We start from the raw sequence: 23,117 nt of genomic DNA on the forward strand, positions 1-23,117 counted from the left end.
ATACATTATTTGAATGTTTTAATTAATGTTTCCCATTCTTCAAGACTACCATATATTTTAGGATTATAGTCATTTAGCTTATTGGTCAAATTATAAACAACCTGCATAATGCCTTGACTAATGCTCACTTGTAACTCTTCACTAAACGCTTGATCTTGCTGTAATTTTAAATAACTTTTTCGTTGTTGTTTTTGAAAATAAGTTATTACTTCCTTTTTAAAAGAATCCATCATTTCTACTGGTAATCATTTAATTGCCTTATTTTTAATTGCTAATAAAATAATTGCTTGATCAATTTGATTTAATGGTTCATTTTGTTTTTGTTTTAAAATTTCAATGGCACGTTTACCATGTTCAATAACAGCTCTAGTATTTTCATCTAAATCAGAACCAAATTGTGAAAAAGCTTGTAATTCACGAAATTGTGCTAATTCTAATTTTAATGTTCCACCTGCTTGTTTTATTGCTTTAATTTGTGCTGATGAACCTACCCGTGAAACTGATAAACCCACATCAACTGCTGGACGAATTCCGGCATTAAATAATTCTGACATTAAAAAAATTTGACCATCAGTAATTGAAATAACATTAGTAGGAATATATGCAGAAATATCACCGGCTTGTGTTTCAATAATAGGTAAGGCAGTAATACTCCCACCACCATGTTTTTCATTTAATTTAGCTGCACGTTCTAATAAACGTGAATGAAGATAAAAAACATCTCCTGGATAAGCTTCTCTTCCTGGTGGTCGTCTTAATAATAAAGAAATAGCACGATAGGCCACTGCATGTTTACTCAAATCATCATAAACAATTAAGACATCTTTACCTTCTTCCATTCATTCTTCGGCAATAGTTACTCCTGTATAAGGAGCAATATATTGCAAAGGAGCAACTTCACTAGCAGTAGCAGCAACAATAGTTGTATACTCCATTGCCCCTAATTGTGTTAATTTATCAACAATTTGAGCAACAGTTGAGGCCTTTTGACCAATAGCAACATAAACACAAAAAACATTTTTACCCTTTTGATTAATAATAGTATCAATAGCAATCGTTGTTTTTCCAGTTTGACGATCACCAATTATTAACTCTCTTTGACCTTTGCCAATCGGAATCATTGCATCAATTGATAATAATCCTGTTGCTAAAGGTTCTGATACAGATTTTCTAGTCATCACACCCAGCGCTATTCTTTCAATCGGTCTAGTTTTCGTAGTTTTAATTGGACCTTTACCATCAATCTTTTGCCCTAGTGCATTAACAACTCTTCCTAAAAGCATATTACCAACTGGTGTTTCAACAACATTACCTGTTCTACTAACAATATCTCCTTCTTTGATACCCGTGTCATCCCCCATTAAAGTAACACCAACAGTAGTTTCTTCTAAACTCAAAACCATACCATAAATATTACTTTTAGGAAAAAATACTAATTCACCATTAACAGCCTTATCTAAACCATGAATTAGTGCAATTCCATCACCGACAGTAACAACAATGCCTTCCTCATTAGCACTAATTTTTTTACCATAATTTTTAATTTGGCTTTTTATAATTTCTGAAATTTGATTAACGTTTAAGGACATTTGTTTTACCTCTATTCATGACTTAATAATTCTTGTTTTAATTGATCAATTTGACCTTTAACTGAACCATCAAAAACTTGATTCCGTACTTTAACTTTAATACCGCCAATTAATGATTTATCAATCTTGTTAACGACTTTAATCTTATGTTTAATGACTTTCTCAATTTTCAATTTTATTTGATTTATTTGTTGGTTTGAAAGTTCTATTACTGAATAAATAATGCCATAGTTTACATCTTGATATTCATTACATAATTTGCGAAATTCTTTTAAAATGAAACGAACACACTGGAAATGATGTTCATCAATCAACAAAAAGAAAAAATTTAACATATATGGTTCAATATGATTTTTAAAAGTTTCACTAATAATTTGTTTACGTGTTTCAATAGTTAAATTACTACTACTAGTAATATCAATAAATTCTGGATAAGTAGTAAAAATATCAATTAATTTATTACTTTCTTCAGCAAATTGAGTAATTTTTTTTATTTCTCTTGCTAATTGAAAAAGACCATTACTTCATTGATTAGCTAATCCTTCATCTATCATTTAACTTCACCACTATTCCAAATTCTTAATAAAATCAGTAATTAATTGTTCATGTTTTTTAGCATTCATTTCAGCACCAATAATTTTTTTAGCTGCTTCTAATGCTACTACTTTGATTTCTTCGTTAATCTTTGCTTCTGCCTCTTTACGAGCACGAACTAAATCACGATTTGATTGATTAGTAATACGCATACTCTCTTCTTGCGCTTTATCAATAATTTGTTTACGCTTATTGTAACCATCATTTTGTGCATTAGCAATAATTTCCTGAGCTTCAATTTTAGCAGCTTTTAATATTTGACTAGCTTCACCACGATCTTGATTAGCTAATGATTGCTTGCAAGCAGCATCATCAAGTTTTTCTTTAATTACTAAATGTCGCGAATGTAAAGCCTTACGAAACGGAGCATAAACTCATCTTCAAAGTACCATTAATAAAATTAATGTTGCAAAAATATGAGCAATAAAAACAGGAAGATTGGGAAATAATTGATTAACAATATCATCACCTGATACTAAATCATTGAAATTAAAATTCATAAAATCACCTACTTTTTAATATTTTTTAATACCTTATGCTACAAATATTAAAATTAGAGAAACAACTAAACCATAAATAGCACCTGATTCGGCAATAGCTGCACCAATAACAAATTGTGTTCTAATTTTAGATTCTACTTCAGGATTACGAGCAACCGCTTCAACAGCTTTACCAGCAGCAAAACCTTGACCAATTCCACTTCCTGCACAAGAAATAGTTGAAATTCCAGCTCCAACAAACTTTAAATTCATCAATCCATTAGGATCAGCTGCTAAATGATTAAAAAAATGAAAGACATGTGTCATTACTGTTGTTAATAATTCCATAATAAATAAATTCTCCTTTTTGTATTTTATTTTTTTTCCATAATTGAACGTTCGGTATAAATTTCTTCTTCATGATTTATTGCTTGTTGTTTACGAAGTTTTTTTGGTAATTTAATAGTAAGTTCTCCCTTATGAGAACTTCCTTCTTCCATTTGTAATTTCCAATAAACAAGAGTTAAGGTGCCAAAAATTAAGGCTTGAATGCTTCCAGCAAATAAATCAAAATAAATATGTAAGAATGGTCCAATTACACCAATTAATAAATTCATCTGACCAATAATTGGGATATTACTTCAAATATTAGCAGTTACCCCATAAAGCATTGCCAAAATAATACTTCCACCTAAAATATTACCAAATAAACGAAAAGATAAAGAAATCAAAGGTGCAAATTGAGTAATTAATTCTAGAGGGTTAATAATAAATTTTTTAAAAAATAAAAGTTTCTGAAATTTAATAGCAATATAATATATTCCAATAAAAGTAACTAATGCCATTGATAAAGTAACCGTATACATTGATGACTGTGGTTCAAGACCAATAATCGATAATCAATTACCAATTAAAATATAACCCATTACATATAACAAATAAACTGTCAGGTTTTTATACTTTACACCAAGAACATCAACAACAATTTTTTCAACTGATTTAATTATTAATTCAACAACTAAAACAATACCTCTTGGATCTTCATCAGGCTTCATTCGTTTTACTTTATAATAATAAATATAACTAATAACACTGATAAAGACTGTTGTTATCAAAATTGTTACCAATTGTGGCATAATTTGTAAATAATTCCAACTTTCCAATCCAGCTAAAGTTTCCATTTAAATTCCTTCTTTTAAGTTATTTTTTTGATATACACATAACGTTGCAGTAATAGTAGCAACCATCAATATTGACATTCCGGCAATTATAGTAAAAATATTAGCAAAATTAAAGAAAATATTCAAAACTATAATTGAACCATAAATTAACATTCTTAATAAGAATCCAAAATATGCTAAGGTTTGTTTTAAATGTATTCCACTGGTTAATCATTTTGACGATAAATATAAAAAGCATAACCCAATCATACTTCCTATAAAACCAATATTAAATCCAGTAATTAATAACCAATGGTTTGTATTAATTATAACAGTTATAATTAATCCTACATTAATTAATAATCAATAGCATAACATTGTAAAAAGTATTGAAAGAAAAAGGTTATTTCTAATTTTTTCCATTAAAATATTTATTTAGTTCCAAAAATTCGATCACCAGCATCACCCAATCCAGGTACAATATAACCATCATCATTTAATTCTTTATCCAACGCTGCTAAAAAAATCTTAACATCAGGATGATTATGATTAATTTTCTTAATAGCTACTGGTGCTCCTACAATGGAAACTAAAGTAATGTTTTTAAAACCTACTTTTTTTAATTCTTTAATAGCAGCATCAGCAGTACCACCAGTAGCAAGCATTGGATCTAAGATAAATACTAATGCATCACTTATATTTTTAATATTTTTGGGATATTTAAAAAAATATTTTTGTGGTTTTAAAGTTTCTTCATCACGATAAAGACCAACATGACTAATAATTGCATTAGGTACTACATACTCAAATCCATTTGTCATCCCTAATCCTGCTCTTAAAATCGGAGAAAGAATGATTGTCTTGGTTAATGTTTTACCAATAACTTTAGTAATGGGTGTTTCAACTTCAATTTCATCAAGAGGAATATCTTTAAATACTTCATAAGCCATTAACGTTGCAATTTCGCTTAAATTCTCTTTGAAATCTTTTTTTTGGGTTAAGTGATTTCTAATTCTTGTTAATTTATCTTGTATTAAAGGATGATTAACAATAAACAGATTTTTACTACTTTCCACTAAAAACACTCCTTTATCTTTAATGCGTATATTTTCAATAATTTAAAATATATACTAATATGAAATTTTACGCCTTTTAATTTATAAATCAATAAAATAACAATAAAAATAACGAAAAAAGATAAAAGATTTATTCAAAAATTATTTTTTTAATTGTTAATAACATTCTTATAGTTCAAAATTAACTAAATAAAAATATAATTTATAAATTTTATTTTAATAACTTTGTTTTTATTTTAAAAAAATTATAATCTAAAATATAAATTTAATAAATTTCTTTTATTGATATAGAAAATTATATATTTACAATAAACTATTAATAGTAATTTTTGTCTTATTTTTATCAAAATAAATAGTTTTTTTTATTTTGAAAGGAGAAAAAAATGAAAAAAATTCAAAAATACTTTACATATACAGGCGGAATATTAGGTGGTAGTACAGCATTAGGTGGTATAAGTTATTTTTATTATGATTTAATTTCAAAAAATAAGGAAGCTTTCCATGATCCAGAAGCAGGAATGGCACTCTTTGGAATAATGTTTACTATAGCAGGTTCACCTTTGATTGGAGCATTTTTAGGCTCTAAACTAAGGTATGGAATTGGCACTTCCATTTCAAATATTTATGATAAATGTTTTCCAACAAATATTTCTGATATTAATGTTGAAAGTAATAACGAACAACAAATATCTGAAAGAACTCCATTATTAAAAAACAACGATATAACAAGTATTAATAGTGAACAATTACCAATAATTAATGAAAATCATTGTCAATTAACTTTTTAATAAACTTAATAAAAATAAATGTTAGTAATTTACTAACATTTTTTATTTATGATTAAATAACAATAAAAAAAGTTACTGTTTAACACCCATTTTTTTCATTTCTTCATATAACTTATTATTATTTCTATTATTTCATGTACCAAATTGATGATTAAAAGAAGTAAGCAAAGGATAAGAAAACCCAAGTTCTACTAATTTTTTAATACATTTAAAATAATCTTCTTTTAATGGTAAAACAACTTCAGCAACTTTCTGTTTTCATGGTTGTTTATATTGAATACCACTATAAATATCATTTAATTCAGGAACAATAAAAGCATAAATTCCACCAACACCAACTTCCATAAAATTATGTTTATTTGGATGAGGATATTCAAAAATTTTAATATGTAAAACCAAATGTTCTAATAAATTACAATAAACTAATCGATCAGCATATTGATAGGCAAATGGTGACTTTTGAGCTCATTTGGGAGTAGATAACAAAATTGCTTTATCTTCATCAATATGATGAATATATAAACCTTCTTTTCCCCTTGTTATTCCTTGTGATTTCTTAGACATTGTTGCATCTGAAAAATAATTTTTTGAAATACATCCATATTTATTTTTTAAAAAATTACAAACATTTTCATAATTCATTGTTAATAACTTTTCTACTTCTGACATGCTTACCCCATACTATACTACTTTATTTTTATGATAATAATGAAAATTAAGTTATCTTTTTTATTACCCAAAATAATATAAATTAATCTTTAACAAATGCTAAGACAAAACTAAAACTACCATGTAATAAAAAATGATAATCATCTTCAATAGCATTAACATTAATATGAACATCATCAAATGTTTTAATAGATTCTGATAAAGTATGACCTTCTACATTAACAACATAGTCACTATCTTGTTTTGCTGTTGGAACAATAGCGTTAATTTTACTTTCAATTAATGATAAACAACGTAAAGCAATTGCTTCACCAAAAGTAGTGGTATTAATTTTAATTTTTTCTTCTTGCTTATCAATATTAATATTACTAATGTCTTTAGCCTTTGGTACTAATTTTACACAAGCATTAAAACTACCTTTTAAAATATTACTATTATTTGAAGCAGATACATTAACAGTAAGTGATTCAAATTTATTAATTTTAGCATACATATCATTATGATTAAGAATTGTTATTTTATAATCAGTACCATTTTCTGGCTTTTTTCCTTCTGGAACTAATTTACTAATTTCAGTTTGTACTTTAGTTTTAAATTTAATTAAAGCTATATTATAAATATCTTTATTTAATTCAACAGGAGCATTAGTAACTTCCATATTAATATTACTAATATCAACATATTTTTGATTTGCATCATTTACCTTATCACATGCAATAAGTGGTAAAGAAATAATGCTCGTTAAAAACATCGCTTTAAATACTTTTAATATTTTTCTCATAGTTTTTCACCTATTATTCTCTCGAAAAAACTAATCTTCTTAGTTTTAACTTTATATTTCTTAATTATTTTTGATTATTAACTTATTATTATTTTGTTTTCTTGAATATTTTTTATAACTATTTGTTCCAATAAAAATATAGTAAATTAAAATATTAATAGAACCTATTAATACTGATACTAAACCAAAATATAACAATAGGCTAACTTTAAAAGAAGAAAAAGAAAAAATAATTCCTAAAGTAATTAAAAAAAAGCCAGTAAATTGAATAAACTTTCAAGTATTAAATTTAAAGTGTTTTTTTGACATAATTTTGCTCCTAATAATATATTTTGTATAATTATATCATTTTCACAAAAAAAGCAAAATTTTTAATTATTAAATAATAATTGTTATAAACTAATAACATGAACAGCAAAACTAATTGCTTCTTCATATTTATTAAAAAGAAAAAATAAACGTTTATTTTGAAAATTAATTTCAATACCAATATATTTTTGTTTATTTTTTATATAATTATTTTTTTCTCAAAAAAATGTAATACTTTTAACATCAACTAATGGTATTATTTGTAGTTCAAAAGAATCAATAAAATAAAGATTATTTTGTGAAATTAACAAGTCTATTTGATTTAAAGGTATAAAATCTGATGATTTGATAAGATTAACGTCTTTAATTTTATAACGTAAAAATAATTTTTTGGCAGCACTATATTCAGTTTTTAGCAAAATATTTTGGCCAGAAATCTTATTAAGTTCTTCATACTTTCCCAAAATGACTTTGTCACTATAATAAATATCTTCTTTAATTTTTTCTATTGAGACTGGTAATTCTTTAGTATTTATTTTTTTTAATTTTAAGTATTTATATAAAGTATTTATATCTTTAGTAATTTTTAATATTTTCTTTTGTTTATTTTTTTTAATTAATAAAATTAGTGCAATTAATAAAATCAATATTGTTGTGCACGCAATAATAATTAAAATTATTCATCAATTCATAGTATTATCTCCTTTTTTAATACTGTTATCTAATTATTATCTAATAATTTTATCATTAAAACTATTAAAAATAGTTGATGGTTTATTTGTTAAAATCTCACCTGCTACTCTATACCTTAAATTAGGGAAGTTTATATTATGATAATCGTTAATTGGTTGTTCATTACTTAAATTACAACTTGTAGCTACTAAAGGCCCTGTTAATTTAATTAATTTTTGAATAAAATGTGAAGCACTAACTCTAATTGCTATTGTCTTTTTATTTATTCAATATGATGTGTTTAAACTAGGTTGTTTTAAAACTATAACAGTAACTTTACCAGCACTAAAATTATTTATTAAAAATGACTGTAATTGATCGCTAATTATACCAATGCTTTTAGCTTGCTCTCAACTAGCAACTAAAATTGGCAGTTCTTTACTATAATCACGTTTTTTAATTTGATAAATTTTATTAATAGCTTTGTCATCATCAAATTTACAAACAAGACCATAAATTGTATCTGTTGGTAAAGCAACCACTTCGCCATTAGCAATGATTTGGCTAATTTCTTTAATTTGATTTTGCTGTAAAGTTATCATGAAAACACCACTATAAATTTTAACTAAATTATACACCTATTATTTTAAATATAATAGTTGTTTCAAAATAATGAATAAAAAACTTATAAATAATATTTGTAATTTAAAATAAACCTTAAAATTACTAATTAAGGATTGGAAAATCATTAATTAATGGTTTAATAAACATCTTAATTTAATATAGATTAATATTTATATTAGATTTTTATTAAATTAAATATAGAAGGAGAATCAAAAAATATGCCTAAAAGAAAAATAGGAATACAACATACTAATGAAGAAATTGAAAAAATAAGAAAAGAAATTGAAGATAATGATAATAAACCATTTATAATAGAAACAATTTGTATTCAAAATATCATTGAAAAAACAATTGATAAAAAATTTAATAATAATGATTTTACAAAAATGATTTTTCCCAATAAAGAATTAGATAGTACTATAAAAAAAGAAATTATAAAATTAGAAACTCAATTTAAAGATGCAGAAATAGATTATATTAAATTTAATTCTTATTTACCAAAAATATAATGAAAGTTAAGATTTATCTTTCTGATGATTATTTAACTAAATTATCATTATTAAATTTATTAAAAATAAATGATTTCATATTTGTTTTTTATTTATACTATTAATTTTATATAAAAAACATCTTTAAACTTATCGTCAAAGATGTTTTTTATATAAAAATGTAAGGGAAATTAACATTAAATTGTCATGATTGATTGTATTATTTTATATATATGACTAATACTTTTAATATTAGTATTAATCATTTTCTTAAATAAAGAAATTCACAAATTGATTCAATTATAATTTTGAGTATTGTTTTTATTAGTAAATAAAATGAAAATAAAATGAATTTTAAATTTGTTTTGAAATATCAAAGGGTTTTTTATATATAAAAGGATAATAGGGAACTCGTAATTAGGAATAGGTAGTAATTGATTTATTAATAATATTTTTTTCATAAATATGATTTTTAATTATAGAACATTCATCAATATCTAAAAATTCTAAATTTAAATTATATTTTTTGATAAATGTTTTTTGAAATGCTCACAAAATAGATTTAATACTATAAAATTTTTCTTGGATATAAAAATTAAATACCACAATTGAATATTGAATTCTTTTTAACATTACTCGTTTTATTTTTTCATTAATATTTTTTTCTAATTCATAATTTCATGAATTTTCATTAATATTAATAACAGAAATATTCTTATATTTATCTAAATTATAATTACTATAGATATTTACCTTTTCAATTAATATACAAGGTTTTTGATTTAGTAAATGAAGTTTAAAATTATTACTTAAGTTATTTTTTAGGGAAATAATTAAAATATTAGGGAAATTTACTTTTATAAATGAAGTTATTTGAATTTTATTAGCATAGGAGTCATCAATTAAGAATATATATAAGGGAATGTTTCAGTTCTCGTTTGCTATAAAACTTTTATGAAAAGTAATTATTAAAAATTTATTTTGTAAAAGATTAAGATTGGGAAAATAATTATTTTTTAATTGCGAATTTATAATAAAAAGGAGTTGTTGCCCTCATTGGTAGTCACTTTCTATTTTAAAAGTATCATCCAAGGCAAAACCAATATCACTATAATAATTAAATTGTAATTTAAATCAATTATCACTAAGAAAACTATTCAAATTACTTTTAAAAGTATTTGAATATAAAGACACCTGATATTCATAAGTAATAAAAGAAAATATTTTTTGAGTAATGTTACTAATTTCTGAAGTTATATTTGGAAATAATTGACTGTCAACTTTAATATTAAGTAAACAAATGAAATTAAAATAATTGGTTTCAAACTTATCAAACTCAATAGCAAACTCTTTAGCAATTATTAATCTAAAATGTTCGACTTCTCTTTTTATACTTAAGTTTAAATTAAATTCAATTTGTTCATCTTTTTCAAAAAAAAAATTAAGTTTAATTTTTCGTACATGAATTGTTAAAAATCATATTAGTTGATCATCATAATATTTTTTATAACCGATATTGATCATTATAATTTCTATTTTTTTGTATATATAGGTTAGGACTTTATCATTAGTTAAGAGATTTTTTTTATCTTTACTAATAAGTTTTATAATAATAATAGCGGTTATAAATCTTAAATGTCATTCATAACCATCTAATTGAAACCCTTTATTATGTTCAAATTTTAATTTTAATCTTAAATTTTGTTCAAAGAAAAAGTTATTCAAGTAAATAATGTCTTTTTTTAAATTATACTTATTTGTGTTACTTATATTGATAAGTCACTCACTACTTAAATATTTTTTTGTCATACACATATTAAGAACAAATTACTCATTCTAACAAAAGGATATTCATTGGATATGTGGATAAACTGTGTAAGCAAAGTATTTATTGCTACTATTTCATTGTCACCATTAATTACAAAGTAATCTTGCTTTCTGGAAATATTGCAATTACTAATTTTTATTAACATTGTATTAATAAAAGTAATATTTCTTTGTAAAGTTCGAAATGTAACATTAAATTTTTCCATTAGAAATGCTATATTAACCGAACAAGAATACTGAAAATATTTTAATATTTCAATGATACGCCACATTAAAACTGCCCCCGTTATCCTAATTGAAAGATTAAATGAGATTTTCCTTTTCAAAAAATAAAATAGTCACCTTTTGAGTGACAAAATTATTGTTCTTAAATTGTTTTTATATGTTATAATGTTTGCCAAATAAATAGCATTCTTCATTTATTATTAATATCTTTAATAAATTTGTAATTATATTGTGGTAAATACTTTTTAATAAGAATAGTTAGTGCTTCTTTTTGATCAAAACCAAATTCAAATGCTAATAAAAAAGATTTTTCTAAAACTGCATGACATTGTTGAAAAATTACTTCATAAAAATATAATCCTTTATGATCAGCAAATAAAGCTAATTTTGGTTCATATTGTAAATTATGTTTTGAAAAAGTATTCGCTGTCTCATCAATATATGGCGGATTTGAAATAATAATATTAAATTTATGATTTTTAAGATTTGTAAATATATCGCTTTCAACAAAATTAATATTTTTTAGGTTAAAATTATCATTATTAATCTTAGCAATAGTTAATGCATCTTTGCTAATATCACTTGCTACTATATTTCAATTAGGTTTCTTTAACGCTAAACTAATAGCAATAGCACCACTACCTGTTCCTAAATCTAATACTTTTAAATTATCATTATTAAAAATGTTTTGTGCATAGACAAAAACATTTTTAACTAGTTCTTCAGTTTCATTACGAGGAATTAATACTCTATTATCAACAACAAACTTATGATCAAGAAATCATTGATAACCAATAATATATTGTAAAGGATAGCCAGCAACAAATTTTTTAACTAGTTGTAAATATGATTCTAAAAAATCTATTGCTATTGTTTGACTAAGATTTGCATATAATCAAGATAAATCTTTATTAATAAACTTTAATAAAATTATCTTATTAATTTGTTCATTTTTTTTATTAATTTTTTTTGCTAATAAAAGATAATCTCTATAAGTCATTAATTTATACTCCAAAAATAAATATTTTATTGAAAATTAACAGATGAATTATTATTTCTTGAAGTTTTTTTTATTAAATTATTAACAACGAGAATTAAAACAATAATACTAAAAATAAATAAAAAACTAATTGTTAATAAACAAATAATTGGAAAAAGAATAATGTAACTACAAATACTAATAATAAAACCAAAATTATTAATATTATTACCATTAATATTTCGTAAAAATTCTAAATTTTTTCATAATAAATAATGAAAAATTAAACTAGATGCACTAGCAAATCATAATGTTAAAACTAAAAATAAAATGTGAATAATACCACTACTAAAAATTAATGTAATAAATGTTCCTAATGTCGCATATAAAAAAATAACTGATATTAAAAACAAAATTTTTGTTCTAGAGTCTAAAATCTTAAAATCCATAATAATTTCTTCCTTTTTTACTTTAATACTGTAATATTTTCATCAATATTTTCTAATTTTTCTTTTTGTTCACTACTAATTAAAGCAATAATAATTTCATCAATATTACCTTCCATAATACGATCTAACTTTAATAAAGATAATCCAATCCGATGATCGGTTACTCTATTTTGTGGATAATTGTATGTTCTAATTTTTTCTGAACGATCACCGCTACCAACAGCTGTTTTTCTTAAATTACCAATTCTTCCCTGTTCTTCTTCAACTTTTTTTTCATAAAGTTTAGCTCTTAATACCCGCATTGCTTTATCTTTATTATCATGTTGACTTCGTCCGTCCTGTGAAGTTACAACAACACCTGTTGGAATATGAGTAATTCTAATTGCTGAATCGGTAGTATTAACATGTTGACCACCAGCACCACTAGAACGATAAGTATCAATTCTTAAATCAGAATTATTTATTTTAATTTCAACTTCATTAACTTCTGGCAATACAGCAACCGTTGCAATTGAAGTATGAACTCGTCCTTGTGATTCGGTTTTTGGAACTCTCTGAACACGATGTCCACCAGCTTCAAACTTTAATTTAGCAAATACATGTTTACCTTTAACCATAAAAGCAATATAACTAAATCCACCATTTATTGCTTCCTTTGCCTCAATAGTTTCAATTTTTCATCGTTGAATTTCACAATACTTACTATACATACGATATAAATCACCAGCAAAAATATTTGCTTCATCACCACCAACAGCTCCTCTGATTTCAATAATAACATTTTTATCATCATTTATATCTTTAGGAATTAGTGTTAGTTTTAATTCATTTTCTGCTTTTTCTAATTCTATTTCATTTGCTTTAATATCTATTTTAAGCATTTCACAAAGTTCTTGATCCTGTTCGGTTGCTAATGCCTTTTTTGCTTCAATAATTTCTTTGTTAATTTTTTCATATTTTCAATATTGTTCAATAATTGGTTCTAATCTACTATGTTCTTTTGTTAATTCAGTGTATTTATCACGAGGAATTAATTCGGGATTTTCTAACTGCTTTTCAATTTCACTATATTTTTTAGTAAGTTGCATTAACTGTTCTAATGTTTTTTCATTCATAATATCACACCTGATTTATCTATTCTGATTATTTGTTAAGACACGATGATGACTACGACATCGAGCTTCATATTGTTCTTGCGCACCAATTAAAATAATTTCATCATCATATCTAGCTTCTCGGCCATTAATAATACGTTGTGTCCTTGTTGCTGCTTTACCACATTTTACACAAACAGCATCTAATTTAGTTACAAATTCTGCTAAGGCTAATAATTCTTTAGTAACAGGAAATGGTTCACCACGAAAATCTTGATCTAAACCCGCAACAATAACTTGCTTATTTTGATTTGCTAATGTTTTAATCACTTCAATAATTGATGGTTTAAAAAATTGTACTTCATCAATTGCAACTGCTTCTATTTCTTTATCTACATGTTTTAATATTTGCATTGGATCATCAATTACTATCGCTGTGATAGATACTCCTTTATGACTTACTACTTTTTTAGCATCATAACGAATATCAACCTTGGGTTTAAAAACTAGCACTTTGCGTTTAGCATACTGTAAACGATTTATACGTCGCATAAACTCTTCTGTTTTTCCAGCAAACATACAACCAGTAATTACTTCAATTCATCCCTCATTATAACGACTATACATTTATATCCAACTCCATCTCTAATTTTAATTGTTTGTTAATTCTGGTGATTTACTAGCAACTTTATCTAAACTATCAATCAATTTTTCAACTTCATTAATATTTTGTAAATATGCACCAGCTGCTGTCTGATGACCACCACCACCAAACTTGGCAATAGTATCATTAATTATTCATCTTGCACTACGAACACTAACTTTGATTTTACTATTCATTTGATCATAAGCAGCAATTAATCAAATTTTAATACCATCAATATTTGACATTACATTAACTTGGCTAGTTAAATCTTCTCTAGTTAAAACAACTTCACCTTTAATATTTAATATTTTATTTTGACTAATAATTTTTGTTTGTAAGTCAGTAATTATTTTATCGTTAAATATTATATAAGCAACACCATTATCAGTAATTTTAAAATTTGATAATATATATCCTTTCAATCTTGCGATTTTTAAATTTTGAATATATAAATTTTGATATAAGTCTAATAAATTAAAATTTTGTTTAACTAAAAAACTAGCAATCTGAAAAGTTTCTTCATTAACAGAGCGATACAAAAATCTACCAGAATCAGTAACTAAACCAAGAAATAAATTTCTAGCTGCTAAAGCAGAAACTTTTAAATTCAATACTTGTGCTCATTTTGCCACTACTTGGCAAGCAGCAGAAGCCTTTTCTTCAATTAAATCAATATCACCATATTTATCAACAATTGGATGATGATCAATTTTAATTATTTTTTTTCCTTCTTCTCAAAATTCGCCACTAATTCGTTCGCGATTGGCTGTATCAGTGACTATTACTAGTGCATTTTCATAATCTTCTTTTTTAACAAAAGTTGGTTGTGGAAATAATGATGCCATATGTTCATTTGTTTCACCTGGAACAAGTACTTTTTTATTTTCAAAATTATCTTCAATAATTTTTTTTAATCCTCATTGTGAACCCAAAGCATCTCCATCAGGATTAATATGACGATGAATAATAATTGGATTACTAATTTTTATTAATTCATAAATTGCTTGTGCTTCTTTTTTAAACTTATTCATATTATATATCCTTTCTATCATGTACCAATTAATTGCTTTGTTTCATCATCAAAAACAAAAATTGAATTTTTAGTAATACTAATTCAACCAACAGTTCCCACTTCTAAATTATCATTATTATTAGTTAAAACTTCAAATTGTTCTGATTTAGTAGTTTCAACCAATAAATATGCTTTTTTATCATCAACTTTAGTAATATTTTTAATAACACCATTAATAATAATTGAATTTTTTAAAAAAGTAAATCGTGGTTTCTTTGCACTAAACAAAATGGCATTTGATTTAAAAGCAATAGTAGAAGCGGTTTTAGCACCAAACTTACCTAAATTTACATTATAAAAATATAAATTATGAGCATTTCATTCTCCCTTTGCGATATTAATATGCTGTTCATTTATTTCTTTTAATAAATTTAAAGATAATGGTTTATCAGTGATTTCACTAACATTTCCTTGTTGAATAATTATTTCATTTTCAATAACAGTAACATTAGTTGCTAATAAATTAATATCAACTTGATTATTAGTTGTAAAAATAATAATTATTTTCAAAAATTTTTGTAATTTTTTAATTCAATTTGCTAATTGTTCTTTATTATCAACATTTAAAAGTTCAAATGGGTTATGTAAAATTAAAATTTTAGTAGGCACAATTAATTGTTGAATGATTTTTATTATTTGTCGCTCTACTATTGTTAATTGTGTTAAACGTAGTGACAATAAATGACTTAGATCTAAATGTTTAAATATCATAACAATATTTTCACTAATTAAATCACGGACATCAATTAACTGCGAATATAAAGTTTGTAATTGTTGTTGATATGTTTCTTTATCTTGTAACTGTGGATTTTTTAAAATTTTATCATGATAGATTTTAATTTCATCTTTAATATTTTTTAAAAGTAAATGCATTTCATCTGGTAAAAGTTGCATTGCCACAAAATCTTGTTTCATATTAAATTTAATTCTTTGTACTTCTGCTAAGTCAATTCACTGGTCTAAAATTTGATCAATTTGACTACGAGTACATTTAATTTGTTGATATGAAACTAAATGATTAAGTTCACTATTAAAATTTTGATTATGATTGTTACAAGTTTTTAATGTAGTTCTAATTTCACTTCTAGTAGTACTAATCTCTCTATTTAAATAATTATTTATTTCTTTAATAACAAAACTAATTTCTCGTAGTTGAAACTCTCATTTTCTTTCTTTTGGTGGATTACATCCACAAAAACATGGTCCCACTAAACTTTCCAAACTAGAAATACGATCTTGCAAAGATTGTAAAAATAATAAGTTATTATTTGCAATAATATTTTTTTCTTCGGTAGTGAATTTTTTAATTAGAATATCTGTTAATTTTTCACTTCCAGCAAAATTAAATTTCTCTTGAGCAAAGTTTTTATGAAAATGATTAATTTGATATTGATATTCTTTAATAAAATTATTACGAGTGCTTTGTGTCTCATTAATAAAATTTTTAATAATATTAATTAATTTTTCTTTAAAATAACCACTGTCTAAATTTAAACCTATATTTTTTAAGTTTTCAATATCAGTCTTAATTTTTTGATTAATATTACTTATTTCTTGTAAAAAAGGTTTATTAGTAACTGCTGTTCTTGCTAAGTTACGTTGAATACTAAATAATTTATTTCAACTCTGTAAATGCATACTAACATAAGCCATTTTTCGTTCAAAACCAATACTATTATAAGTAACATCAATATCATCAATTAAAATTTTACCCTCCATAATAGCAGAAGAACCTGCTAGAGCATTAATTAATTTTTCAATATTATCTTCATCATTACTAAAAATTGCCAAGCAACTAGGATATTTTCCTTCAAAACTTCAATCTTTTACGGCTTTTTCAACGGATAAATTAATAATACTAAAATTAAAGTTACTAGTTTGCTCAGTATTATATCTAATACCTTTACTTATTACCAATTTATTAAAATCAGATGATTTTTCCATAAAACCATTCCCTACCTTAAAGTTTTTTATTTCATATACTATTAAAATTATATTCTATATTTATTGGGTTGTATACATACAATATTTTAACTTAATTAATGTTAAATATGTCTGTAAATAATTTTATTTTTAGAGTATAAAAAAAGAAACTATGATTAGTTTCTAGTTTAATTAAAATTATTTTTTAACTTGTTTAGTATCAGTTAGTTTTAGAACATCTTTCGCTGTTTCTAATACAATAGTTTTAGTATTTTGTGGTTTTGCTTTGTTTATTTCAACAGTTTTTGTTTTTGTTTCAACTTGTTTACTTGCTTTTGTATTAAAGCGTTCAACTCTTCCTTTTGCTGAAACAAATGATTGTTTTCCAGTATAAAATGGATGACAACTTGAACATGTATCAACACGGATTTCTTTACCCTTAGTTGAACCACTTATAAAATTATTGCTACATGTTATACATGTTACTTTAGTTTGAAAATACTCTGGATGGATGCTTGCTTTTGCCATGGTTTCACCTCACTTATAAAATTACTATTAATAAAAAGTACTTAAAAATAATATCATTAACAATATAAAAAAGCAAATAAATATTAATGATAGATAGAGTTTTTATTTTGATAGATTATATTGTAAAAATGTGTTCTAATTCAATTAACTAGATATCATGAATTTTATTTTTTTTAAATTATATATTCTATTGAAATCTAAAACTTAAAAATTGTTTTTATATGAATAAAAAAATATTATTTACATAATTGATACATTTTTCAGTTAATTAAATACAATAAAAAATATTTACTTTCAGTAATTAAAGATAAAATTTTAATTTGTAAATGATTAGTAATGCTTTGATATTTTTTAATACCTAATGCTAAATTAGAAAGATAAACATAACGATATTTATATTTATCTCAATGCTTGGTATTGATACCAAAGATATTATTAATTTTCTTGTTCTTGTACGATTAGGAATATATAATCTTGGTTATCTTCGTATTCAACTTTTAAATCTTCTAATGTTCTTTTAAAAACATCATTAGATTTTTTCTCATAGAAACTAAATTGATTTTCAATACTAATTTGTTCTTGTATTAATACAATTCCCTATTTTGCTTTTAAAAATTAATTAATACTACATTAATTTTACTAAGTAAATAAAAATAATTACCACTTAAAGGTTTGAATCTAAGTGGGGTATTTATTAGAAAATTATTTAAATTTACATAGTAAAACATTAATATATTTGTTATATTTTAGATAAAATAAGTTATTTATACTAAGAGTTATAAAAAGGGGATTACTCCATGAAAAAAGAAAATTTTAATTTTTTAGAAGAAAAAACACAAAAAATTAATACTACAGATATCTTATACCCTAAAACAGAAATTGATGAAATTCAAAAACCAAATAATAAAGTAATAATATTAAACGGAAAATATGGTTCTGGAAAAACTTCAATAATTGAATCAATACCAAATGAGCATACTAAAATTATTAATATTTCTTTATTAGAAGATAATTTAAGATAATTTAAGTTTAATGTGTATAGTAAAATGAAAAAGAGTAAAAATATATTTAGAAAAAATTATTTATTATTTTTTTTAATTCTAAATATATTATTCTTTTTAATTACTTTATGTTTAAATTTAATCTATGCTTCTTTTACCACAGATGTTCTTTTTAAAACAGCATCAACTTTAATGAGTTCTTTTTTTTCTATAATGTTACTAGTTTTTTTATTTAATTTTAAAATTTTTGAATAAATATCAGCCAAATAATCAAGAATATTTTTTATACGATATTGATGATAAAATAATAAAAATAATGAATAAAAATAATATTATTATTGCTATAGAAGATATAGACAGACTTGAAGATAAAAAAATAACTGAATTAATTTCACTATTGAATTCTTTAATTGCAAAAATTAATAAACAAGTTATAAATGAAAATTCTAAATTAATTTTAACAATTGATTTAAATATAATTTCTGAGAAAAATATAAATTTACTTAGTAAATCTAATTATTCTATTATAAACACAACAACACATACAAATATTTTTTTATGTACTTGAGCAGAAACAAAAATAGGTGAATACTTAGATTCTATAAGTCAGGAAATATTTGTAGAATTTCCATGAATACTCACTATAAGAGAATTTAAAAAAATTGTTAAAGATTCAATAATCGATTTTGACTTTTTTAAAAAAAGTAAATTTTTAAGTCTTTTTTATAGTGAATTAATTTCTTTTAATTTTTTTCTAATAAAAAATTTATTAGTATTTTCTTTTAAAAAAGAAAATATATTAAATAAAAAAATTAGTTGATTATTAACTAAAGATTATTATAAAGAAATTAATTTAAGTAATGAAAAGAAAAAGGATGCTATTAAAGAATACACTAATTTAAATTTTGGAGAAATTCCTCTTTTTTTGCAAGAATTAATTTTAGATAATATATATTTAGGAATTATAGGATCAACTAATAATCCCAAGAAATTTAATTATACAATTTTTTATATTACAAATAAATTAGATTATGTACCTATTGAAAACAAACTAGAATCCTTTTTAAAAATTATACAAAAAAGATTTAAAAATATTATTCTACCAGGTCTCGATTATATAAGTTTAACTTTAAAAAAAGAATTATTAAATTTAGATACAGATTTTACTAATTTTGACAATATATACGCTGATTTAATATTAAAAATAAGAAGTAATTTTAATGATACTGAAATTAATGAGCTTGTTAAATTAATTAATAACATAACAAGCTCTGAATTAGACAATAACTTAGTAGGTTTAGATTCTTATATTAAAAATAAATTTAATCATTATTTAAATTCAAATAAATCACCTTCATTTTCTAATCAAATAATATATCAAAAAATTGGATTAAAATTTGATAAAAAAATTATTTAGAATACTTTAAAAAAGTAATTGAATTGGGTGCTCCTATTTATATTAACTGGAAAATATTAAATGAAAATATTGAATTGCAAGACTTATTATCAAACGAAACATTTAATTATAATTTAAATAAAAGATTTTTAATTTGTATAACAAACCTAATTTTTGATGTTATTAAGTTAGATCATTTTAAAAATAGTAATGAAACATTCTTAAATTTATTGAAAAAAGAATGTTTTAGAGAATTCCAAAAAGAATTGCAAGAAATATATAGTTCAAATTTTTTGGCTACTTTTTTTAATAGTATAGTTGAATTATTCTACTTAGATAAAACTAAATTTGGAATAGATTATTATAATGAAATAAATAAAATTATTAAAGAAAAGAGAAAAGAAATTAAAATTAATGAAATTATATATAATGAATATGGAAAAATAAGTTATTTATTATGACCATGACATTTTATAGATTTAGAAAGTTTATGAATAATAGAAAATTTTAATAATAACTGTATTTCTATAGAAAAAATTAAATTTATTTATGATGAAATATCTTTAAATTTAGAAAAAATAGATGAAAAATATCAATCAAAAGTTAAAGAAAAAATGAATTATATTATTGATAAACTGAATTTAAAATTTAAAAAACTTTAAATAATTTTATTATTTAAAATCAAAAACTTTAAATTCACTATCTAAGATATTAATATTTAAACAGTAACGCTCGTAACTGTGAACAATCATTAAAGTGTCACCTTTGCCTGCTCGTTGAATAAAGTCAGTTTCTTCGGGTGAAAGCCCACCATATGATTGATATAGTAATTTAACATCATTTAAATCACTAGGGGCAAGATTAAATATAAAAGTATATTGCGTATTATTAATCATTGCTGTAGTTTTCTTTTTAATATCTTCAGTACCTGTAAAGTCATTAATATTTTGGGTTGTAATAATAATTCCTGCATGATATTACGACAACGCTTTACCATTTGATACATAAAGTTAAGCGCGACTGGATTGTCTTTGTCAATAGCTAAGTGAGCTTCATCAATAACGATGATTAATTCTTTATCTTTTTTAAAACGATTACGTTTAACTTCACCTTTAATAAAAGCAAGAACTAAGTAAACTGAGCGGCTGTAATTTTAGGAATATCTTGATCAAACAATGTTCAAACATCATAAACAACAAATTGATTATTAAAATTTAATGTTGTATGAACATTCCATAATTTACTATATTGACCATCATTACAAAAGTCATACTGAATGATATCCATTAATTCATTTAAGATTTTATTTGGCTTTTCTTGGTAACTGTGACAAATAGTTTCATATAAATTTTGGAAAGTAGGGAATTGTCCTGGTTGCAATTTACTAATATCAGTAGCATTAGTAATTTGAAATTTAGTATATGTTTTTTGAATTTCATTAATTAGAACACGTAATTCTCTTTCTTTTAAATCATGGTATAGGGTTCTAAATCATAAGTTTTAGTAACACTAAAACCAATATCATCACTACATAAATTAATAACTCTATAAGAAATATCTAATTTTTGTAAAATTAATTAATATGGAAAAAATATTGAAAAAAATATAAAATTTGATAACCTTTAATCATAAACATATAAGTTTTAAAAAAACCTATTACTTTATTTAAAAGTAAATAGGTTTTTTATTTAGAAATATATTAAAGGAGAAAATAAAGATGTTAGATTTTGCTAAATATTTTGATTTACAAAGTGATGGTGAATATTTTGATTCAATCATGAAAAATATAATTAAAGAAAATAGAAAAAATGAAAATGTAATTAATATTTCAGAAGAAGAATTAATATTAAAAGAAACTAATGATTTCAAAGAATTTAAATCACTAATTGAAAAAGAAATTAAAATGTTTATTTTTAATGATGTAAAAAAAACTCTACAAGAATGAAAAATAAAAAATTTTAAAAAAATTTATGCTCTTGAAGAAAGAGGAATAAAATATAGTCGTCAAAGTTATCCAGATCAAATATTTCAAACTCACTATGCTATTTATCAAAGAATTAGTGAATATTTTAATAATGATTATAATACTTTGATAATTTCTGAAATTTTAAAAAATTTAAAAGAATTAGAAAAAATCTATAAAGAACTTAATAAATTTGATGATGTTTTTCCTGATAATTGTTTTTTATTAGAAGAACTATTACCAGAATTTCAAGAAAGTACAAGTAAAAATAGTATGAATGAAATGCAAAACAGAAAAAGAAATATTAAACAATTGGCAAAAGAAAATGAGCAAGAAAATGAAGAATGAGATATAACAGAAGAAGATGAAATTAAAGAATTAAAAAGTAACAATACTAATAGAAAAATTGCTCTTTATGAATTATTAAATAAAAAACTTGATGAGAAAAAGAAACTTAAATTTAAACCTTGAAATAATACTAAATGTAAACAAATTGATCAAGAAATTACAAAAATTAAAAAAGAATTACAAACTATTGAAGAACATGAAGAAAATGAAAACAATAAAGTTATTGAACAAATAATTACCAAAGTTAACCAACTACAAGTTCAACCTTCAATTAACACAGATGATGATATGAATAATTATTATGATGAACAAACAACTATTCAAAAACAATTTTCAACTTTATAAAAAAGTATTACATTAAATGTAAATAAAAAAATATAATCTAGTAATAGATTATATTTTTTTATTTTTTTATATTTTTTAATAATTGAAAATCA

28 protein-coding genes are annotated in these 23,117 nt (G+C 23.0%); 6 read left to right on the forward strand and 22 right to left on the reverse strand.

Annotation, left to right across the window (positions count from 1 at the left end; translation table 4 throughout):
- Positions 1-5: 5 nt before the first annotated feature.
- The 7 genes from atpA to upp are packed head-to-tail and all read right to left on the reverse strand — an operon-like array spanning position 6 to position 4,898.
- Positions 6-1,589 (reverse strand): F0F1 ATP synthase subunit alpha, encoded by a 1,584-nt coding sequence (gene atpA / locus AACK96_RS07920; RefSeq protein ID WP_338974245.1) that lies wholly within the window; start codon positions 1,587-1,589, stop codon positions 6-8.
- An 11-nt stretch (positions 1,590-1,600) separates the two neighbouring features.
- A complete protein-coding gene (locus AACK96_RS07925) occupies positions 1,601-2,143 on the reverse strand; it encodes a F0F1 ATP synthase subunit delta (RefSeq protein WP_281749183.1) in 543 nt (180 codons plus the stop codon).
- A 12-nt stretch (positions 2,144-2,155) separates the two neighbouring features.
- Positions 2,156-2,683 carry a F0F1 ATP synthase subunit B gene (gene atpF, locus AACK96_RS07930; RefSeq protein WP_281749184.1) on the reverse strand — a complete coding sequence of 176 codons (528 nt, stop codon included), beginning with the start codon at positions 2,681-2,683 and terminating at the stop codon, positions 2,156-2,158.
- 33 nt (positions 2,684-2,716) lie between these two features.
- A complete protein-coding gene (gene atpE / locus AACK96_RS07935) occupies positions 2,717-3,010 on the reverse strand; it encodes an ATP synthase F0 subunit C (protein WP_281749185.1) in 294 nt (97 codons plus the stop codon).
- A 26-nt stretch (positions 3,011-3,036) separates the two neighbouring features.
- A complete protein-coding gene (locus tag AACK96_RS07940; RefSeq protein ID WP_338958309.1) occupies positions 3,037-3,843 on the reverse strand; it encodes a F0F1 ATP synthase subunit A in 807 nt (268 codons plus the stop codon).
- Positions 3,844-4,200, reverse strand: a complete 357-nt coding sequence (locus tag AACK96_RS07945) for a hypothetical protein (protein WP_338974247.1) — start codon at positions 4,198-4,200, stop codon at positions 3,844-3,846.
- A 53-nt stretch (positions 4,201-4,253) separates the two neighbouring features.
- On the reverse strand, positions 4,254-4,898 hold the full coding sequence (upp, locus tag AACK96_RS07950; RefSeq protein ID WP_308699596.1) for a uracil phosphoribosyltransferase: 645 nt from the start codon (positions 4,896-4,898) through the stop codon (positions 4,254-4,256).
- A gap of 383 nt (positions 4,899-5,281) precedes the next feature.
- On the opposite strand from upp, the gene AACK96_RS07955 reads away from it, so the two are divergent.
- Positions 5,282-5,686, forward strand: a complete 405-nt coding sequence (locus tag AACK96_RS07955) for a hypothetical protein (protein WP_338974248.1) — start codon at positions 5,282-5,284, stop codon at positions 5,684-5,686.
- Between the two features lie 72 nt (positions 5,687-5,758).
- Here the strand turns inward: AACK96_RS07955 and AACK96_RS07960 are convergent, their stop codons facing one another.
- The 5 genes from AACK96_RS07960 to AACK96_RS07980 form a co-directional block, all read right to left on the reverse strand.
- Positions 5,759-6,355 carry a hypothetical protein gene (locus AACK96_RS07960; RefSeq protein WP_338974249.1) on the reverse strand — a complete coding sequence of 199 codons (597 nt, stop codon included), beginning with the start codon at positions 6,353-6,355 and terminating at the stop codon, positions 5,759-5,761.
- Positions 6,356-6,437: 82 nt separating this feature from the next.
- On the reverse strand, positions 6,438-7,136 hold the full coding sequence (locus tag AACK96_RS07965; protein ID WP_338974250.1) for a hypothetical protein: 699 nt from the start codon (positions 7,134-7,136) through the stop codon (positions 6,438-6,440).
- Between the two features lie 60 nt (positions 7,137-7,196).
- Positions 7,197-7,445, reverse strand: a complete 249-nt coding sequence (locus tag AACK96_RS07970; protein WP_338974251.1) for a hypothetical protein — start codon at positions 7,443-7,445, stop codon at positions 7,197-7,199.
- Positions 7,446-7,528: 83 nt separating this feature from the next.
- Positions 7,529-8,137 carry a hypothetical protein gene (locus AACK96_RS07975; RefSeq protein WP_338974253.1) on the reverse strand — a complete coding sequence of 203 codons (609 nt, stop codon included), beginning with the start codon at positions 8,135-8,137 and terminating at the stop codon, positions 7,529-7,531.
- A 36-nt stretch (positions 8,138-8,173) separates the two neighbouring features.
- A complete protein-coding gene (locus AACK96_RS07980; protein ID WP_338974255.1) occupies positions 8,174-8,719 on the reverse strand; it encodes an L-threonylcarbamoyladenylate synthase in 546 nt (181 codons plus the stop codon).
- A gap of 240 nt (positions 8,720-8,959) precedes the next feature.
- Between AACK96_RS07980 and AACK96_RS07985 the strand changes: the two genes are divergently transcribed.
- On the forward strand, positions 8,960-9,250 hold the full coding sequence (locus tag AACK96_RS07985) for a hypothetical protein (RefSeq protein ID WP_338974257.1): 291 nt from the start codon (positions 8,960-8,962) through the stop codon (positions 9,248-9,250).
- A 396-nt stretch (positions 9,251-9,646) separates the two neighbouring features.
- Here AACK96_RS07985 and AACK96_RS07990 read toward each other — a convergent pair whose 3' ends face one another.
- The 8 genes from AACK96_RS07990 to rpmE all read right to left on the reverse strand — a co-directional run bounded on the left by AACK96_RS07990 (position 9,647) and on the right by rpmE (position 17,972).
- A complete protein-coding gene (locus AACK96_RS07990) occupies positions 9,647-10,954 on the reverse strand; it encodes a hypothetical protein (protein WP_338974259.1) in 1,308 nt (435 codons plus the stop codon).
- A gap of 487 nt (positions 10,955-11,441) precedes the next feature.
- Positions 11,442-12,281 carry a peptide chain release factor N(5)-glutamine methyltransferase gene (gene prmC / locus AACK96_RS07995; RefSeq protein WP_281749192.1) on the reverse strand — a complete coding sequence of 280 codons (840 nt, stop codon included), beginning with the start codon at positions 12,279-12,281 and terminating at the stop codon, positions 11,442-11,444.
- A 26-nt stretch (positions 12,282-12,307) separates the two neighbouring features.
- The gene (locus AACK96_RS08000; protein WP_338974261.1) at positions 12,308-12,709 is read right to left on the reverse strand and encodes a hypothetical protein; all 402 of its coding nucleotides are present in this window, start codon (positions 12,707-12,709) and stop codon (positions 12,308-12,310) included.
- Positions 12,710-12,726: 17 nt separating this feature from the next.
- On the reverse strand, positions 12,727-13,824 hold the full coding sequence (prfA, locus tag AACK96_RS08005; protein ID WP_338961378.1) for a peptide chain release factor 1: 1,098 nt from the start codon (positions 13,822-13,824) through the stop codon (positions 12,727-12,729).
- Positions 13,825-13,839: 15 nt separating this feature from the next.
- Complete coding sequence (locus AACK96_RS08010) at positions 13,840-14,430, reverse strand: thymidine kinase (RefSeq protein ID WP_281749194.1); 591 nt, start codon at positions 14,428-14,430, stop codon at positions 13,840-13,842.
- A gap of 24 nt (positions 14,431-14,454) precedes the next feature.
- Positions 14,455-15,480: a bifunctional oligoribonuclease/PAP phosphatase NrnA gene (locus AACK96_RS08015; RefSeq protein WP_338974263.1), complete on the reverse strand. Its 1,026-nt coding sequence runs from the start codon at positions 15,478-15,480 to the stop codon at positions 14,455-14,457.
- 14 nt (positions 15,481-15,494) lie between these two features.
- Entirely contained in the window at positions 15,495-17,465 is a 1,971-nt protein-coding gene (locus tag AACK96_RS08020; protein ID WP_338974264.1) for a hypothetical protein, read from the reverse strand.
- A gap of 177 nt (positions 17,466-17,642) precedes the next feature.
- Entirely contained in the window at positions 17,643-17,972 is a 330-nt protein-coding gene (gene rpmE, locus AACK96_RS08445) for a 50S ribosomal protein L31 (RefSeq protein ID WP_422397324.1), read from the reverse strand.
- 797 nt (positions 17,973-18,769) lie between these two features.
- On the opposite strand from rpmE, the gene AACK96_RS08030 reads away from it, so the two are divergent.
- The 3 genes from AACK96_RS08030 to AACK96_RS08040 all read left to right on the forward strand — a co-directional run bounded on the left by AACK96_RS08030 (position 18,770) and on the right by AACK96_RS08040 (position 21,031).
- The gene (locus AACK96_RS08030) at positions 18,770-18,994 is read left to right on the forward strand and encodes a hypothetical protein (RefSeq protein WP_338974265.1); all 225 of its coding nucleotides are present in this window, start codon (positions 18,770-18,772) and stop codon (positions 18,992-18,994) included.
- Positions 18,995-19,289: 295 nt separating this feature from the next.
- Positions 19,290-20,390, forward strand: coding sequence for a hypothetical protein (locus AACK96_RS08035; protein ID WP_338974267.1), 1,101 nt, complete (start codon positions 19,290-19,292; stop codon positions 20,388-20,390).
- A gap of 74 nt (positions 20,391-20,464) precedes the next feature.
- Positions 20,465-21,031: a hypothetical protein gene (locus AACK96_RS08040; RefSeq protein ID WP_338974268.1), complete on the forward strand. Its 567-nt coding sequence runs from the start codon at positions 20,465-20,467 to the stop codon at positions 21,029-21,031.
- A 9-nt stretch (positions 21,032-21,040) separates the two neighbouring features.
- Here the strand turns inward: AACK96_RS08040 and AACK96_RS08045 are convergent, their stop codons facing one another.
- Positions 21,041-21,265 carry a hypothetical protein gene (locus AACK96_RS08045; RefSeq protein WP_338974270.1) on the reverse strand — a complete coding sequence of 75 codons (225 nt, stop codon included), beginning with the start codon at positions 21,263-21,265 and terminating at the stop codon, positions 21,041-21,043.
- A gap of 232 nt (positions 21,266-21,497) precedes the next feature.
- Positions 21,498-21,749 (reverse strand): hypothetical protein, encoded by a 252-nt coding sequence (locus AACK96_RS08050; RefSeq protein ID WP_338974272.1) that lies wholly within the window; start codon positions 21,747-21,749, stop codon positions 21,498-21,500.
- Positions 21,750-22,086: 337 nt separating this feature from the next.
- Between AACK96_RS08050 and AACK96_RS08055 the strand changes: the two genes are divergently transcribed.
- Positions 22,087-23,025: a hypothetical protein gene (locus AACK96_RS08055; protein ID WP_338974273.1), complete on the forward strand. Its 939-nt coding sequence runs from the start codon at positions 22,087-22,089 to the stop codon at positions 23,023-23,025.
- Positions 23,026-23,117: the final 92 nt, after the last annotated feature.

Origin of the sequence: Spiroplasma endosymbiont of Tricholauxania praeusta (genome assembly GCF_964019535.1) — a bacterium.
In the GTDB taxonomy this organism is placed as follows: Bacteria; Bacillota_I; Bacilli_A; order Mycoplasmatales; family VBWQ01; genus Spiroplasma_E; species Spiroplasma_E ixodetis_A.